Genomic DNA, 15,865 nt, shown 5'->3' with positions numbered 1-15,865 from the left:
CTTTCTTGTTGAATGAGATACGTTTTCCGCATTACGAAACTCCGCATTTACGAAAAATGCCTCATGGCGAGGAGTCATCATGGCCGAGCGAACTGATATCCACGGGCTGCACGTCGCGGGGGCGCTCCACGCCTTCGTCCGCGACGATGCCCTTCCCGGGACCGGCATCGAGGAGGATGCCTTCTGGGCCGGCGCCGCGGCGCTCATCGAGGACTTCTCCCCGCGGGTGCGCGAGCTGCTCGACGTCCGCGACCGGATCCAGGCGCAGATCGACGAGTTCCACCGCTCCACGGGCGCGGGCGGCGTGGACCAGGACGCCTACGAGGCCTTCCTCCGCTCGATCGGCTACCTCGTGGACGAGCCCGAGGACTTCAGCATCTCGACCGACCGCGTGGACCCCGAGATCGCCACCATCTCGGGCCCGCAGCTCGTGGTGCCGCTCCTCAACGCGCGTTTCGCCGCCAATGCTGCCAACGCCCGCTGGGGCTCGCTCTATGACGCCTTCTACGGCACCGACGTGATCGATGAGGCCGAGGGCCGGGAGCGGACCGCGGGGTACAACCCCGTGCGCGGCCAGGCCGTCGTGGCCCGGGCCCGGCAGGTCCTCGACGAGAGCGTGCCCCTGGCCCGCGGCTCCCACGCACAGGTGACGGCGTACCGGATCGAGGCCGGCACGCTCGTGGCAGAGACGGCCGACGGCGCGACGGGCCTCGCCGACCCCGAGCAGCTCGCGGGCTTCCGCGGGGACGGAGCGGCCCCCGAGGCCATCCTGCTGACGCACCACGGCCTGCACCTCGAGATCCAGATCGACCGAGGGCACCCCATCGGATCCGGCGACCCCGCGGGCGTCAAGGACGTGGTGCTCGAGGCCGCGCTCACCACCATCATGGACCTCGAGGACTCGGTGGCCGCCGTGGACGCCGAGGACAAGGTGTCCGGCTACCGCAACTGGCTCCAGCTCATGCAGGGCACGCTCACGGCAGAGGTCAGCAAGGGCGGCCGCACCTACAGCCGCAGCCTCAACGCCGACCGCGTCTACACCGCGCCCGACGGGACCGACCTGACGCTGCCCGGCCGGTCGCTCCTGCTCATCCGCCAGGTGGGCCACCTCATGACCAGTGATGCGGTGCTCGACGCCGCCGGGAACCCCGTCCCCGAGGAGATCCTCGATGCGCTGTTCACCGGGCTCGGCTCGGTGCACGACCTGCGCGGGGCGCACGCCGGCGGGAACTCCCGCGCCGGGTCCGTGTACATCGTCAAGCCCAAGATGCACGGGCCGCAGGAGGTGGCCGTGGCCTGCGCCCTCCTCGCCGGTGCCGAATCGGTGCTCGGCCTCGAGCCGCTCACCCTCAAGATCGGCATCATGGACGAGGAGCGCCGCACCTCGGCGAACCTCAAGGCGTGCATCTGGGAGGCCCGCGAGCGGGTCGTGTTCATCAACACGGGCTTCCTCGACCGCACCGGCGATGAGATCCATACCTCGATGCTCGCCGGGCCCATGGTCCGCAAGGCGGACATGCGCTCCACCAGCTGGATCAAGGCCTACGAGGAATCGAACGTGGACATCGGGCTCGAGTGCGGTTTCCGCGGCCGCGCCCAGATCGGCAAGGGCATGTGGGCTGCCCCGGACAACCTCGCTGACATGCTCGAGCAGAAGATCGCGCACCCGCTCGCCGGGGCCAACTGCGCGTGGGTCCCCTCCCCGACCGCTGCGACCCTGCACGCCATCCACTACCACCAGGTCGACGTGGACGCGCGGCAGGCCGAACTGGGCGCGGGCCGGCGGTCCACGCTCCGCCAGCTCCTCACCCTTCCGCTCGGCGATCCGGCCCAGTGGGACGACGAGGCCCGGCGCAACGAGCTGGACAACAACATCCAGAGCACGCTCGGCTATGTGGTGCGCTGGGTGAGCGCCGGCGTGGGCTGCTCCAAGGTCCCCGACATCGAGGGCACCCCCCTCATGGAGGACCGCGCCACCTGCCGCATCAGCTCCCAACACGTCTCCAACTGGCTCCTGCACGGCATCATCACCAGGGAGCAGGTGGAGGACGCGCTGCGGCGCATGGCTGCCGTGGTCGACGAGCAGAATGCCTCGGACCCGACCTACGTGCCCATGGCGCCCTCGTTCGACTCCGAGGCCTTCCTCGCGGCGCGCGACCTCGTGCTCGACGGCGCCAGCCAGCCCTCCGGCTACACCGAGCCGATCCTGCACCGCCACCGCGCGGCACAGAAGCAGGCCGACGTCCTGGTCCGGAGCGCCTCGTGAGCATCGGACTCGCCACGGCCCGCAGCGTGGTCGACGAGGCGCTCGCCGTGGGACGGCAGCACGGCTTCAAGCCGTTGACCGTCGTGGTGCTCGATGCCGGCGGCCACGTGGTGGCCGCGGCGCGGGAGGACGGCGCCTCGAACAACCGCTTCGAGATCGCGCACGGCAAGGCGTACGGGGCCCTCGCCCTGGGCATGGGGTCGCGGGCTCTCATGGAGCGGGCCGAGCAGCAGGCCTACTTCATCAGCGCTGCGGCCGCGGCCCTGGGCGGACGTCTCATCCCGGTGCCGGGCGGAGTGATCGTCCGCGGCGACGACGGTGCGGTCGAGGGTGCGGTCGGCATCAGCGGCGACACCTCGGACAATGACGAGACCGCCGCAGCCAAGGCCATCCAGGCCGCTGGCCTGACCGCGCAGGTCGCCTGAGGGCTGGCCTGAGGGGCCTGTTCCGTGGGCGTACGACGGCAGGCTTCGAGGGCGCGGGGGTGGGAGACTACCGCAGAGGTCTTCGGCGCCGGCTGTGCAGACGCCGAAGACCTTGCGGTTTCCTCGGCTGTCTCGGGCATGGAGTAGGTCAGCTTGCCTCCGCGGCGCCGGGGCCGAACCAACGGCCCAGCGCCTCGCGCAGCCCCACCTCTGGGGACCCGGCGGATCCGGCCCATGCGACGTAGCCGTCCGGCCGGATCAGCACTGCCTCCGGGGCCGGAACCGGACCGAGGACCGGAAGCTGCCACGCGCCGTCGTGCGCCAGGGTGTGCGTCGCCGCGACAACCCGCACCTGCTCTGCCCGCGGCGCGGAATCGAAGGCAGTGCCGAAGCCCAACAGCACCGGCCGGGCCTCGTGGAGCAGCTCGAACACCCGCCGCGGCCCGGCCGCAGTGGCCAGATCGAGATCCGGCATCCTGCGGCCCACGAGCGGGTGCCCGGGGCTGGAGCCGGCGGGGCCGAGGTCGTACTGGATGTCGAGGCCGGAGATCATCCCGGCGAACCGTCGGCGTGGCTCGTCCATGCCGAGGAGCTCGGCCATGGTTCCCCGGAGGGCGTCCATTCGAGCGTCGCGCCGTGTGAGCGCGGTCTGGGCCATGGTGTTCTGCAGCACCCGGGCCGCAACCGGGTGGCGCTCCGTGTGGTACGTGTCCAGCAGGGTCTCTGGTGAGACCCCCTTGACCACCTGCGCGAGCTTCCAGCCCAGGTTCACGGCATCCTGCACCCCGGTGCCAAGGCCCTGCCCGCCCACTGGGTAGTGGATGTGCGCGGCGTCGCCCGCGAGCAGGACGCGGCCAGCCCGGTAGGCCTCGGCCTGCCGCGTCATGTCGGTGAACCGCGAGATCCACGAGGGGCTGTGCACGCCGAAGTCGTTGCCCCAGTGCGCAACGAGCGCGCGCCGCACGTCATCGAGGGTCGGCTCGCCCCGCGCCGTCCCTCCCCCATTTCCCTCGTACCTCTCGGTCACGACGACCCGCACCTTGCTCCCGTCGCCGATCGGCCCGACGGCCTGCGTGCCCTCCTCGGTGTAGCGCAGGCTCGGCTCGGGCCGCTCGTCGACCTCCACCTCGGCGATGAGCGAGCTCACCGACGGGTCCCAGCCGGGGAACCCGATGCCGGCCGCCCTGCGCACGAGGCTGCGGCCGCCGTCGCACCCGACGAGGTAATCCGCCTCGAGCGTCGGGCCGTCGGAGAGGCGCACGACGACGCCGCCCGCCTCCTGCGTGAAGCCCGTCACCTCGCGCCCGCGCTGGATCGGGACGCCCAGCTCGTCGAGGACCCAGCCGGCCAGGATGCGTTCGATGTCCCCCTGGCGCAGTGCGAGGCTGTACGGGTGGCGGGAGGGGAAGTCGCTCATGTCCAGCGGGATCCCGGCGAAGCCTGTGATCTGCATGGTCTTCCCCGCCGCGAGGAACTGTTCTGCGACGCCGCGCTGGTCCCAGACCTCGAGCGTGCGGGAGTGCACGCCGCCAGCCCGAGCCCCTTCGACCTCCTGGTCCGCGCGCCTCTCGACGATCACCGCGTCCGTCCCCGCCAGCGCGAGCTCGGCCGCGAGCATGAGCCCCGTCGGCCCGCCGCCCGCGATCACCACCTGATGGCTCTCCACAGTCTCCACAGCCAGCAATGTCAGCACGGGCGAGGCCCTTGCCGGAAGCCCCTGCCCCGCCGATAGTCTGGAAGGAGAAGGGCCAGGGCACAGTGCACGACGGCGGGCGGGCACCCCTTTGGTTCTGACTGTCGATCAGGCGAGGACTGCCTGAGCGACCCGGCCGCTCTGGGCCGGCGCGGGGCGGAATCCCTTGACGATCAGGTACACGGCCAGGCTGACCTCCCACGCGAAGATCGGCACGACGGCCGCCGCGGCCCAAGCCGGCGCCTGCGGCGTGAGGGTGAGCACCTGCCATGCGTTCAGGGCGAAGACGAGCGGGGCGCCTACGAAGCCGAGGACTGGGATCACGCGGGGCACGAGCCGGGAGCGGAACAGGACCGCGGCGAGCACCACGGTGTTCGCCGGGCAGATGAGGCCGGGGCCCACGATGAACGTCCAGTTGTGCACGGCCGCGAGGGCCTGGACGAGCCCGGCGCTCCCGGCCGCCTCGGGTGCCTGGGCGAGTGCGACGGCCGCGATGAGCGGCGTGACGCCGACGGCGATGACGGCCGCCTCGAGTGTGCGCAGTGCCGCGTAGCCGAGGGCCATCCCCTCACCGAGCCGCCTGATCACAGGGAAGAAGGCCACGCCAGTCCCCACGATCGCGAGGGAGAGGATCACCTCGAGCAGCGCCCCGAGGAGCGCGCCGCCGCTCGCGCCGGGGCCGGAGAGGTGCGCGGTGTAGTCGGTGCTCGTCAGGATCGGGCCGTAGAGCACCATGCCCACGACCGACGTGACGTGCGTGATGAGGAAGGACGTGCCGATGACGATTGCCGTGCGCCGTGTCGAGGCCATGGTAATCCCGTTCCTGAGGTTGAGATTCTGAGTGAGGTGTACGGCGTACACCTTCTATATCTCAACGGTAGGTGTACGCTGTACACTTGTCAATTGGCAGAAGGAAGACTGGGATCTGGTCATGGCAGATGACTCAGGGCACAGGGAACCGCTCAACCGAGAGCGTGTGCTGCTCGCAGCCGTCGCCCTCGCAGACGACGCCGGGCTCGAGGCGATCAGCATGCGGAAACTCGCCCAGGCCCTCGGTGTCGTTCCGATGGCGCTCTACAAGCACGTCGCCAGCAAGGACGAGCTCCTCAACGGAATCGTCGATTCCGTGATCGGCGAGATCGAGCTGCCGCAGGATGGTCCGGACTGGCTTGCGAACGTGCGCCGACGGACCCTCTCCGCCCGCGACGTCATGCTCCGGCATCCGTGGGCGCGCCGCGTCCTGGAGGCCCAATCCGCGCCCACCCCGGTGGTCCTCGCCTACACGGACTCGACGATCCGCATGTTCCTCGCCGGGGGTCTGTCGGCGGACCTCGTCCACCACGTCATGCACACGCTCGGCAGCCGGATCTTCGGTTTCACCCAGGAGCTCCACGAGACGAGCCCCGCGCAGGCCGAGGAGCTTTCGCCCGAGGTGGCGCAGTACATGATGGCGACGTACCCGGGCATCGTGGCCGTCGCGATGAGCCGCCCCCACGATCCGGGGACGGTGGTGGGATCGGGCTGCGACGACCGGTTCGAGTTCGAGTTCGGCATCGACCTCCTGCTCGCCGGCGTTGAGCGACTCCACCGGCAGGGCTGGCGCTCGGCGGACCACGACCGCGACGCCGCCTCGGTGATCTGATTCAACGGTGACGCACGACGGCGGGTGGGCACCCGCCGTCGTGCGTCACCGTGCCCGCGGGGTGCTTCGCCCGGCACTACGCGGCCACGTGGTCATTCCCGCGCATCCGGACCGCGACGACAATGCCGGACAGTGCCGTGAGAGCCCCCACTGCGGCGATCGCGGCCGGCAGGCCGTAGAGGTCGGCGAGAATTCCGGAGAGGAGCGCGCCCACCGCGAAGCCTCCGTCGCGCCACAGGCGGTAGATGCCCACCGAGCGGGCGCGCCAGGTCGGGTGCGCGACGTCGCCGATGGCGGCGAGCAGGGTCGGGTAGACCATTGCCGTGCCCAGCCCGAGCAGGACGGCGGCGGCGAGCCAGATCCCGAAACCGTGACCGGCGGCGACCATCCCGAGGCCCACGGCCTGCACCACCATGCCGGCGGCGATGAGCCACTTGCGCCCGTACTTGTCCGACGCGGCGCCAGTCACGAGCTGCCCCGCGCCCCACACCGCCGGGTAGACGGCGGCGAGGATGCCGATCTGCCCGAGGCTCAGCCCGGCCGAGGCGAACAGGACGGGGAAGAGTCCCCACGCGAGACCGTCGTTGAGGTTGTTGACGAGGCCCGCCTGGCTCACGGCCGAGAGCGAACGGTCCTTGAAGCTCGTGAGCGCGAAGACCTGTCCGTTGGTGAGGTTCCCATGGGCGGCATCGTGTGAGGAGACGTGCTGGGCGGCCTCGACCTTGGCGTGGTGGTGCGTCTCGCGGACTCTCAGGACCGAGAGCCCGAGGCCCAGGGCGATGTACGCTGCGCCAACGAGGAACGGGCCCGGCCGCAGGCCGTACTCGGCCGCGATGTAGCCGGTCGCGAGGGCAGTGAGCGCGACGCCGAGGTACCCGGCCGCTTCGTTGAAGCCCATTGCGAGGCCGCGCTGCTTCGGGCCGACGAGGTCCATCTTCATGACCACGGTGGTGGACCACGTGAGGCCCTGGCTGATGCCGAGGAGCACGTTCGCTGCCACGATCCAACCCCAGGTCGGGCCGAAGATGAGCATGAGCGGCACGGGGATCGCGACGATCCAGCCCGCCACGAGCACGGGCTTGCGCCCGAAGCGGTCCGAGAGGGTGCCCGCAAAGTAGTTCATCGCGGCCTTGGACAGGCCGAACGCGAGGATGTACGTCAGCGCGCTCGTGTAGAGGCCGAGGTTGAACGTGTGCGTCGCGAGCAGCGGCAGGACCGTGCGCTCCTGTCCGAGCGTTCCGCCGACGAGAGCGTTGACAGCGACGAGGAGCATGAACTGCGAGAGGTTCTGCCTGAGGCCCAGGGCCGGTGCTGTGGGGGTCTTCACGAGTGGTTCTCCAAAGAAACATGGAATAGACTGAATCCAGTATTACATGGATTTTTGGAGAAGCGCAGATCTTTGAAGAAGCGCAGATCTTTGGAGAAACAAGGAGGAGCAGGTGGGCGCAGGAACGCAGACCGGCAGGCGCGCCGACAAGGCAGCTCTGTTCGAGGAGTTCGCGCGCGTGGGCAAGGCCCTCGCCAACGGCAAGAGGCTCGAGCTCCTGGACCTGCTGACGCAGGGGGAGCGGAGCGTCGAGGCGCTCGCTGACGCGGCGGGGCTCGGGCTTTCGACGGCGTCCGCGCATCTCCAGGCGCTACGGCAGGCGGGGCTTGTGGTCACCCGCCGCGAGGGCACGAAGATCTTCTACGGGGTCGCCGGGCCGGACGTGCTGCGGCTGTACGCGCTGCTGCGCGGCGTCGCACAGGAGCGGGTGGCCGACGTCGAGCCCCGCCGGGTCGCGTACCTGAGGCTCGCAGGCCCACGGGCCACCGAGGAGGGGCTCACGCGCGAGCAGCTCGCCGAGCGGGCCTCCGCGGGGGAGGTCACGGTCCTGGATGTCCGGCCGTCCGATGAGTACAGCGCGGGCCACGTGCCGGGAGCCGTCTCGATCCCGCTCGGGGAGCTCGAGACACGCCTCGCCGAGCTACCCACCGGTGCCGACATCGTGGCCTACTGCCGCGGCGCCTACTGCGTGATGGCGTACGACGCCGTCGACGTCCTGCGCTCCCATGGCCGCGCCGCGCGCCGGCTCGAGGACGGGATGCTCGAGTGGCGGCTGGCGGGGCGGGACATCGAGGTGGGCCCGGCGGCCTGAGGCTGCCTCCGCCCGTTGCGCGCCGCCCGTTCAGGCGGGACGATGGTGCGCGGAGGGAGGAACCCACGAAGGGACGATCCGCTATGCCCGTCGACTTCAGCCGCCTCCAGTCACGCAGCCGCGGCCGCGTGGTCCTTCCGGACAGCCCCGACTATGACGGGGTGCGCCAGGTCTGGAATGCCTCGATCCAACGACATCCCGCGGCGATCCTTCAATGCGCCGGTGCCGCCGACGTCCGTGAGGGTGTCCGCTTCGCCGCAGAGCAGGGCCTCACGCTCGCAGTGCGGGCAGGCGGGCACAACGTGGCAGGCCTCGGCACGTGCGACGACGGGTTGGTCCTCGACCTCCGGGCGCTCCAAGGCGTCCGCATCGATCCTGCGGCCAAGAGGGCCCGAGTCCAGGCGGGTGTCACGTGGGGCGTGTTCGACCACGAGGCCCAGGCGTTCGGCCTCGCCACCCCGGGCGGGGTCATGTCCACGACGGGCATCGCGGGATTCACTCTCGGGGGCGGGTTCGGCTGGATATCGCGGCGCCACGGGACGGCGTCGGACAACCTCCGCTCGGTGGACATCGTGACCGCATCGGGGGATGCGAGGACGGTCGACGCCGAGTCGGACCCGGAGCTCTTCTGGGGCCTGCGCGGTGGAGGCGGGAACTTCGGCGTGGCGACGTCCTTCGAGTACGCGCTGCACGACGTCGGCCCCGAGGTCGTCGCCGGCCCGCTCATCTATCCGATGGACCAGGCACACGATGTCCTGTCCGGATGGGCCGCGGCGATCGGAGGCCTGCGCGACGAGGCGATGTCGGTCGCAGTCCTGCGCACCGCGCCGCCCGATCCGCCGTTCCCCGAGCACCTGTGGGGCCAGCCGGTCCTGTCGCTGAGCCTCATGTGGATCGGCGCGCCCCAGGACGCCGAGTCCGCCCTCGCGCCCCTGCGCTCGCTGGGCCGCCCCGCCGTGGACGCGTTCGGACCGAAACCCTACACCGCGTTCCAGAAGGCCCAGGACCGGTACTGGAGCCCGGGCGCCGAGAACTACTGGAAGGCCGACTACCTCACGGGCCTCGACGACGCCGCCGTCGGCACCCTCGTCGAGGCCGGGAAGTCGTTCTCGTCGCCAGCATCGGACATCAAGATCGTAGGCTTCGGAGGCGTCCTCGCCCGCACACCGGAGGACTTCAGCGCCTACGGCAACAGGAGCGCCGCAGCCCTGGTCAACATCAACACCCGCTGGACCGCGAGCACGCCCACCGTCGACCACGTCGGCTGGACCCGCGACCTCTGGGATCAGCTCCACCGCCTCGCGACGGGCGTTTACGTCAACTTCCTCGGCCAGGAGGGTGCGAACCGCGTGTTCGAGGCCTACGGGGCGGAGAAGTTCCGCCGCCTCACGGCGCTCAAGGCCACGTGGGACCCGGAGAACTTCTTCCACGTCAACCAGAACATCCCGCCCCGGCCGTGAGCCGCGCCGGTTGTCCTTCGCGGGGAGGACTCAGCCGTAGATCGCCGAATACAGCTCCTCGATCTCGGACGCGCTCGGCACCACTGGGTTGTTGGCCGGAGAGCCCGAAGCCAGGGCCTGCTGTGCCATGACCGGCACCGCCCGCTCCCAGTCGTCGCGGCTGATGCCGCGCGACTTCGGCGTGGGTACGGCGAGGTCCTCGTTGAGCGCCTTGAGTTCGGCGACGAGCGCCAGGGCGGCGGCAGCATCGCCGTCGACCTCGCCTGCCACGCCGAGCGCCCGGGCGCAGTCCGCATAACGTGCCTCGGCGCCGGAGACGGAGAACTCGGTGACGGCGGGGAAGAGCATCGCGTTGGCGAGGCCATGGGCCACATGGAAGTGGGCACCGATCGGCCGGCTCATGCCGTGGACGAGTGCCACACTCGAGTTGGAGAAGGCGATGCCGGCCTGCGTGGCCGCGAGCATCATCGCCTCGCGGGCCTGCCGGTTCGACCCGTCCTTGTACACCTCGCGGAGGTTTGCCCCGATGGCGGTCATCGCGGACAGTGCGAAGCCGTCGGAGAACGGGTTGGCCCGGCGGCTCACGTAGGCCTCGATCGCGTGCGTGAGCGCGTCGACGCCGGTGTCCGCGCTCAGGCGCCCGGGCATCGAGAGTGTCAGCTCGTAGTCGACGATCGCCGCGATCGGAAGGAACGATGGTCCCGTGCAGAGCATCTTCTCGTCGGTCTCGGAATCGCTGATGATCGTGAACTGGGTGGCCTCGGAGCCGGTGCCCGCCGTCGTCGGCACGGCGAGGACCGGGAGGGCCGGGCCCGTGTTGTTCCGGGGCGCCTTGTAGTTGCGCATCGGGCCGTCGTTGAGGGCCAGGAAGCCCAGCGCTTTGGCCGTGTCGATGGAACTGCCGCCGCCGAAGCCGACCAGGAGGTCTGCGCCATGCTCCCTCACGGCGGCGAGGCCCGATTCGAGCGAATCCGTGGTCGGATCGGGGACGCTCTCGGCGTACAGCGCGGTCTCGAGTCCCGCGCCGCGGAGGGACTCCAAGGCGGCGTCGACCGTCCCGGACTCCTTCATGAACGGGTCGGTGACGACGAGGGGCCTAGCGGCCCCCAGGTCCTGGACAGTCTCGCCGAGCTCCCGGATTGCGCCCGCGCCGACCTTCATGATCCTCGGGAGCGAAATGTGAAACGTCATGACGGTGCCTCTCCCTCGAGCAGCTGCTTGAGCGAACGCCAGATCCGCTCCTCCTGCTTTCGCCCCACGGCCCCGAACACGGGACCGAGCAGCCGCATCGCGCCCTTCGGCTCAAGGTTCCAGGACCAGCTCATCAAGGTGCCGCCCGCAGCGGGAGCGAACGTGAGCGCCCCGGTGATGCGCGCCGTCGTCATGCGGGTGACGCTTCCCAGCCTTGCCGGGCGCGAGAACTCCGTCACCTCGATCTCCATGGACAGCGGACGCCCTCGGGACACGACGGTAGCGCGCCAGCGCGTGCCGACGCCGATCGGCCCGTCGGTGAGCTTCTGGACGGTCGTCATCTCGGGGTTGTAGCGCGGCTCGTTGCGCTCGTCGGCCACGAAGTCGAACACGTCCTCGGGCGCGCGTGCGATCGTGACGGAGCCGGAGAAATGCGCCATCAGGCGAGCGGGATCCGCAGAGCTTCCCCCACGTAGATGACGTTGGGGTCGAACAGGATGTCCCGGTTGGCCGTGAAGATGAGCCCATATTTGCTGCCGTCGCCGTAGAACTGGTCCGCAAGCCCCGAGAGTGTGTCGCCCGGGACCACGGTGTGCAGCGTGAAGCCGGAGTACGTCCCGCCCATGAGCGTCCGCCCGAACGTGACCGGCACCGTCACCGAAACGGCGTTCTCGGGCAGCCCGCTCGGGTTGGTCCCCTGGACGGTCACGGTGCCCTCAGGCGTTGTGGGCGAGCCGAGGCCGAAGGCGTTGTGGAACAGCGAGAACCCGTTGCCCCCGCCCATGAGGTTGGACTCGGCGACGACGTGGCCCGCGGCGTCGCGCACGACCACGGATCCGTACACGCCCTCGAAGGCGGAGCCGAGCCCGGCCACCACCACTTGGGCGCTGAGGATGTCGAAGGGGAGCGGGGTGCGGAGGCTGATCTGCGGCAGGATCGACATGGCTACAGTCTGGTTGACGGGCACCGGACAAAGGAAGGGCCCATCGGCAGGCACCGTATGCTCCTACCTCGCCTCACGCCGGTGCCGAGCCCATGGACGAGCCGCCTACTCGTTGACCAGCACCGGCACGCCGACGGCGGCAGAGACGGCCTTGCCGGCGGCTTCGGCCGGGAGTGCGATGGTGAACTCCTCGATCTCGCTCGGCGGGCCCGCGTGCTGGTGCCCGGCATCGGCGTCGGTATGGTGCTCGAACCGCCCAGTGCTGACGAGCTGGCCGCCGGCGTCGTAGAAGCCTGCAATGACGACGAGCTCGAGCAGGTCGCTCACGTCCGAAGTGATCCGGACGGCGCCCGCGACGCTCTGGCCGTCGAAGACGAGGCCGTCGATCTCGAAGCGGTTGTCGAAGGGGCCTGCGGCGCGGACGGCCTGTCCGGGCTGTGGGCTGGTGTCCTTGAGCGAGGGGAGGTCCGGCTCGCCGGCGGGGGCCGTGAGCCCGGGTAGTTGAGTCTGGACGGACACCGGCTGCGGCGCCGGTTCGCTGGGCTGGGCAGGGGCGGATGAGCACCCGGCGAGGAGAGCGGCGGCCACGAAGGCGGGGGCGAGGAGGGGCTTCACGATGGTCCTTGGGCTGGAGAAGGGGGACAGGGGGCGGCCCGAGCCGCCCCCTGTCGGGGAGATCAGGAGATCAGGAGATCAGCGGATCAGGAGATCAGCGGAGCCGAAGGGCGTCCGCGACGATGCCGAAGAGGTCGGTGTTGTCCACCGTGCCCTGCAGCTTCTCGGAGCCCGCGCCGTAGGAGTAGACCGGAACGTCGGCGCCCGTGTGGTTGCCGGAGAGGTAGGTCAGCCACAGGCTGGCCTCCTTCGAACCGTCCTTGACGCCGGCCGGATCGTCAGCGCTGCGGAACGTCGCCGGGGCGAAGTTGTGCGGGTCGGCCGCACCGGCGCCGTTGACGATGCCGGTCGAGCGGGTCGCGTCCTTCGTGTTGCCGCCCGCGCGGCTCGGCGTGGAGTTGTTGGCGGTGTTGCCGCTGTCCACGTTCACCGGCGGGTTGGCGGCCTCGGCGTTCGTGAAGCTGCCCTTCTCGATGATGTTGAATCCGGCGCACTCGTGGTCCGCCGTGACCACGACGAGCGTGTGCCCGTCCTTCTTGGCGAAGTCGAGGGCCGCGGCGACCGCGTCGTCGAACGCCTTGATCTCCTCGAGCGTCTGAGCGGCGTCGTTCGCGTGCGAGCGCTTGTCGATGAGCGCGCCCTCGACCTGGAGGTAGAAGCCGTTGCCCTTCCCGCCGTCCTTGCCGAGCAGCTCGATGGACTTCGTGGTCATCTCTGCGAGCGTGGGCTCCTTGGCCTCGGCCGACGACGGGTTGTCCTGCTTCGACTTCTCGACCGTGAGGTTGCCCTTGTTGAAGAGCCCGAAGACCTTGCCGCCCTGGGCGTTCGCGAGGTCGGCCTTCGTCGCGACCGTCTGGTCCTTCGGGGAGCCGAGGACGTCGTAGCCCTGATCGCGCAGTGCCTTCTCGTCCGTGGTGTCGAAGCGGCTCAGGCCGCCGCCGAGGATCACGTCAGCCGTGCCGTTGCGGGCGATCTGCTTGGCGATCGGGGTGACGCGCAGGTCACTCGTGGGCAGTTCACCGCCGGTCACGGCCGTATCCTGGCAGGACTTCGCTGAGTAGACCGGACCCTGGCAGCCGCGCGCGAGGGCGTGGCTCATCTGGCCGGCGGGGGTCGCATCCGTGATCTCCGCGGTGCTGACGTTGCCCGTGCGGTAGCCGGCCTGCTTGGCCATCTCCATGACGGTCGGAACCGACGTGCCCTTGGCGTCCACACCAAGCGCCGCGTTGTACGTCTTGACACCCGAGGACCACGCGGTCGCGGCGGAGGCCGAGTCTGTGACGTAGTTCGGGGCGAAGTCCGCCTGTCCCGGCTGGCCGGACTTCTTCTCGACCGCGTAGGTGCTCACGAAGCCGTGCGACGGCAGGGTCTCCATGACCAGGCGGCCGTTGGCTCCGTAGAACCGCTCGCGCCCTGCGGTGACATGGGTACGGCCCATGCCGTCGCCGAGCAGGTAGATGACATTCTTGATGCGGCCGTCGTTCCCGGCCGGAGCGGCAGAGGCAGGCTCGGCCGTGCCGGCCCCAACCGACGTGGCGATGATCGCCCCGACCGCGCAGGCCGAAGCGAGCGCAGCAATCGTGCGCTTCATGGTTCCCTCCAAGGTGCTTGGACCGGCGCCGGAATGGCGCCGCGAAGCGACTCTAGTGAGCGGGGGAAACCAATGGCTTGTACCTTGAAGAACTTAAAACAACATGGAAGTTAACTGAGTGCAACCTGAGAATCCATGACTGTGAGCCGCGCCACATCGTTGCAACGCGTCCGCAACCCCCACACTCCTACGCTCGGTGCAACACCGGTTCCACGATGACAGAGCCGGCCCAGAGCCGGAGCCATTGGCCCCAGGCCAGACACCACAGAGACAAAGGAGTTTCGCCATGACCGTCTACGCGTTCCCGGGCACCGAGGGCAGCAAGGTCACCTTCAAGGACCGGTACGAGAACTTCATCGGCGGCGAGTGGGTCGCCCCGGTGGCCGGGGAGTACTTCGAGAATGTCACCCCCGTCACCGGCAAGGTGTTCTGCGAGGTGGCCCGCTCTCAGGCCGCGGACATCGAGCTCGCCCTCGACGCCGCGCACAAGGCCGCCCCGGGCTGGGGCAAGACCTCCGTCGCCGAGCGCGCTCTCATCCTCCACCGCATCGCGGACCGCATCGAGGAGAACCTCGAGCTGCTCGCCGTCGCCGAGACCTGGGACAACGGCAAGCCCGTCCGCGAGACGCTCGCCGCAGACCTCCCGCTCGCCGTCGACCACTTCCGCTACTACGCCGGCGCGATCCGCGCCCAGGAGGGCTCGCTCTCCCAGATCGACGAGAACACGACGGCGTACCACTTCCACGAGCCGCTGGGCGTGGTCGGCCAGATCATCCCGTGGAACTTCCCGCTCCTCATGGCCACGTGGAAGCTCGCCCCCGCGCTCGCGGCCGGAAACGCCGTCGTGCTCAAGCCCGCCGAGCAGACCCCGGCGAGCATCCTCGTCCTGGCCGAGCTCATCTCCGACCTCCTCCCGGCGGGCGTGCTCAACGTCGTGAACGGCTTCGGCGTTGAGGCCGGCAAGCCGCTCGCCTCGTCCCCGCGGATCCGCAAGATCGCCTTCACCGGCGAGACCACCACGGGCCGGCTCATCATGCAGTACGCGTCCCAGAATCTCATTCCCGTCACCCTCGAGCTCGGCGGGAAGAGCCCGAACATCTTCTTCGACGACATCGCCGCGAAGGACGACGCCTACTACGACAAGGCGCAGGAGGGCTTCACGCTCTTCGCGCTCAACCAGGGCGAGGTCTGCACGTGCCCGTCCCGTGCCCTGATCCAGGAGGGCATCTACGAGAAGTTCCTCGGCGACGTCGTGGAGCGGACCAAGAAGATCGTCCAGGGCAACCCGCTCGACACGGACACGATGATCGGCGCGCAGGCCTCCAACGACCAGCTCGAGAAGATCCTCTCCTACATCGAGATCGGCAAGGCCGAGGGCGCCAAGGTCCTCACCGGCGGCAAGCGCGCGGTCCTCGAGGGCGAGCTCGCGGGCGGCTACTACGTGGAGCCCACCGTGTTCGAGGGCAACAACAAGATGCGCGTCTTCCAGGAGGAGATCTTCGGCCCCGTCGTCTCGGTTGCGAAGTTCTCCGACTACGAGGAAGCGCTCGAGATCGCCAACGACACCCTCTACGGACTCGGCGCCGGCGTCTGGTCCCGCGACGGCAACACCGCCTACCGCGCCGGCCGCGACATCCAGGCCGGTCGCGTGTGGGTGAACAACTACCACGCCTACCCCGCGCACGCCGCGTTCGGCGGGTACAAGTCCTCCGGCATCGGTCGCGAGACCCACCTCATGATGCTCGAGCACTACCAGCAGACCAAGAACCTGCTCGTCTCCTACGCCGAGTCGAAGCTCGGCTTCTTCTAGACCCGGCCCTTCTGAACCGCACACCCGCGATGGTGCAGGCGCACGACGGCGCGACCCCCCGCCGTCGTGCGCCGTACCTGCCGCAGTACTC

14 protein-coding genes are annotated in these 15,865 nt (G+C 69.7%); 6 read left to right on the top strand and 8 right to left on the bottom strand.

All coding sequences use genetic code 11. The features are described from left to right. Positions 1-79 precede the first annotated feature (79 nt). Positions 80-2,266, top strand: a complete 2,187-nt coding sequence (locus RBS60_RS04710) for a malate synthase G (RefSeq protein WP_307956367.1) — start codon at positions 80-82, stop codon at positions 2,264-2,266. Further along, positions 2,263-2,691, top strand: coding sequence for a heme-binding protein (locus RBS60_RS04705; RefSeq protein ID WP_307956366.1), 429 nt, complete (start codon positions 2,263-2,265; stop codon positions 2,689-2,691). The genes RBS60_RS04710 and RBS60_RS04705 overlap by 4 nt, the downstream gene beginning before the upstream one ends. Before the next feature lie 148 nt (positions 2,692-2,839). Here the strand turns inward: RBS60_RS04705 and RBS60_RS04700 are convergent, their stop codons facing one another. Beyond that, the gene (locus tag RBS60_RS04700) at positions 2,840-4,366 is read right to left on the bottom strand and encodes an FAD-dependent monooxygenase (protein WP_307956365.1); all 1,527 of its coding nucleotides are present in this window, start codon (positions 4,364-4,366) and stop codon (positions 2,840-2,842) included. A gap of 126 nt (positions 4,367-4,492) precedes the next feature. Continuing rightward, the gene (locus tag RBS60_RS04695) at positions 4,493-5,194 is read right to left on the bottom strand and encodes a DUF4386 domain-containing protein (RefSeq protein ID WP_307956364.1); all 702 of its coding nucleotides are present in this window, start codon (positions 5,192-5,194) and stop codon (positions 4,493-4,495) included. Between the two features lie 121 nt (positions 5,195-5,315). Here RBS60_RS04695 and RBS60_RS04690 point away from each other — a divergent pair, with 121 nt between their 5' ends. Continuing rightward, a complete protein-coding gene (locus RBS60_RS04690; protein ID WP_307956363.1) occupies positions 5,316-6,026 on the top strand; it encodes a TetR/AcrR family transcriptional regulator in 711 nt (236 codons plus the stop codon). Positions 6,027-6,102: 76 nt separating this feature from the next. On the opposite strand, the gene RBS60_RS04685 is transcribed toward RBS60_RS04690, so the two are convergent. Next, positions 6,103-7,299 carry an MFS transporter gene (locus RBS60_RS04685; RefSeq protein WP_307956399.1) on the bottom strand — a complete coding sequence of 399 codons (1,197 nt, stop codon included), beginning with the start codon at positions 7,297-7,299 and terminating at the stop codon, positions 6,103-6,105. A 166-nt stretch (positions 7,300-7,465) separates the two neighbouring features. Between RBS60_RS04685 and RBS60_RS04680 the strand changes: the two genes are divergently transcribed. Beyond that, positions 7,466-8,164, top strand: a complete 699-nt coding sequence (locus RBS60_RS04680) for a metalloregulator ArsR/SmtB family transcription factor (protein ID WP_307956362.1) — start codon at positions 7,466-7,468, stop codon at positions 8,162-8,164. 83 nt (positions 8,165-8,247) lie between these two features. Continuing rightward, positions 8,248-9,624, top strand: coding sequence for an FAD-binding oxidoreductase (locus tag RBS60_RS04675; protein ID WP_307956361.1), 1,377 nt, complete (start codon positions 8,248-8,250; stop codon positions 9,622-9,624). Positions 9,625-9,654: 30 nt separating this feature from the next. Here RBS60_RS04675 and RBS60_RS04670 read toward each other — a convergent pair whose 3' ends face one another. The 5 genes from RBS60_RS04670 to RBS60_RS04650 all read right to left on the bottom strand — a co-directional run bounded on the left by RBS60_RS04670 (position 9,655) and on the right by RBS60_RS04650 (position 13,964). Then, positions 9,655-10,815 carry an iron-containing alcohol dehydrogenase gene (locus RBS60_RS04670; RefSeq protein ID WP_307956360.1) on the bottom strand — a complete coding sequence of 387 codons (1,161 nt, stop codon included), beginning with the start codon at positions 10,813-10,815 and terminating at the stop codon, positions 9,655-9,657. Further along, positions 10,812-11,255: an SRPBCC family protein gene (locus RBS60_RS04665; RefSeq protein ID WP_307956359.1), complete on the bottom strand. Its 444-nt coding sequence runs from the start codon at positions 11,253-11,255 to the stop codon at positions 10,812-10,814. The genes RBS60_RS04670 and RBS60_RS04665 overlap by 4 nt, the downstream gene beginning before the upstream one ends. Beyond that, complete coding sequence (locus tag RBS60_RS04660; protein WP_307956358.1) at positions 11,255-11,758, bottom strand: Gmad2 immunoglobulin-like domain-containing protein; 504 nt, start codon at positions 11,756-11,758, stop codon at positions 11,255-11,257. Before RBS60_RS04660 ends, RBS60_RS04665 begins: the two co-directional genes overlap by 1 nt. Before the next feature lie 105 nt (positions 11,759-11,863). Then, positions 11,864-12,373, bottom strand: a complete 510-nt coding sequence (locus RBS60_RS04655; protein WP_307956357.1) for a hypothetical protein — start codon at positions 12,371-12,373, stop codon at positions 11,864-11,866. Positions 12,374-12,467: 94 nt separating this feature from the next. Beyond that, positions 12,468-13,964, bottom strand: coding sequence for an alkaline phosphatase (locus RBS60_RS04650; RefSeq protein ID WP_307956356.1), 1,497 nt, complete (start codon positions 13,962-13,964; stop codon positions 12,468-12,470). 286 nt (positions 13,965-14,250) lie between these two features. Here RBS60_RS04650 and adh point away from each other — a divergent pair, with 286 nt between their 5' ends. After that, positions 14,251-15,774 carry an aldehyde dehydrogenase gene (gene adh, locus RBS60_RS04645; RefSeq protein WP_307956355.1) on the top strand — a complete coding sequence of 508 codons (1,524 nt, stop codon included), beginning with the start codon at positions 14,251-14,253 and terminating at the stop codon, positions 15,772-15,774. Positions 15,775-15,865: the final 91 nt, after the last annotated feature.

It is taken from the genome of Sinomonas sp. ASV486 (assembly GCF_030908215.1).
Taxonomy (GTDB): Bacteria; Actinomycetota; Actinomycetes; order Actinomycetales; family Micrococcaceae; genus Sinomonas; species Sinomonas puerhi.
Note: the sequence above shows the minus strand (reverse complement) of the source record. Positions and strands in the feature narration are given on the sequence as shown.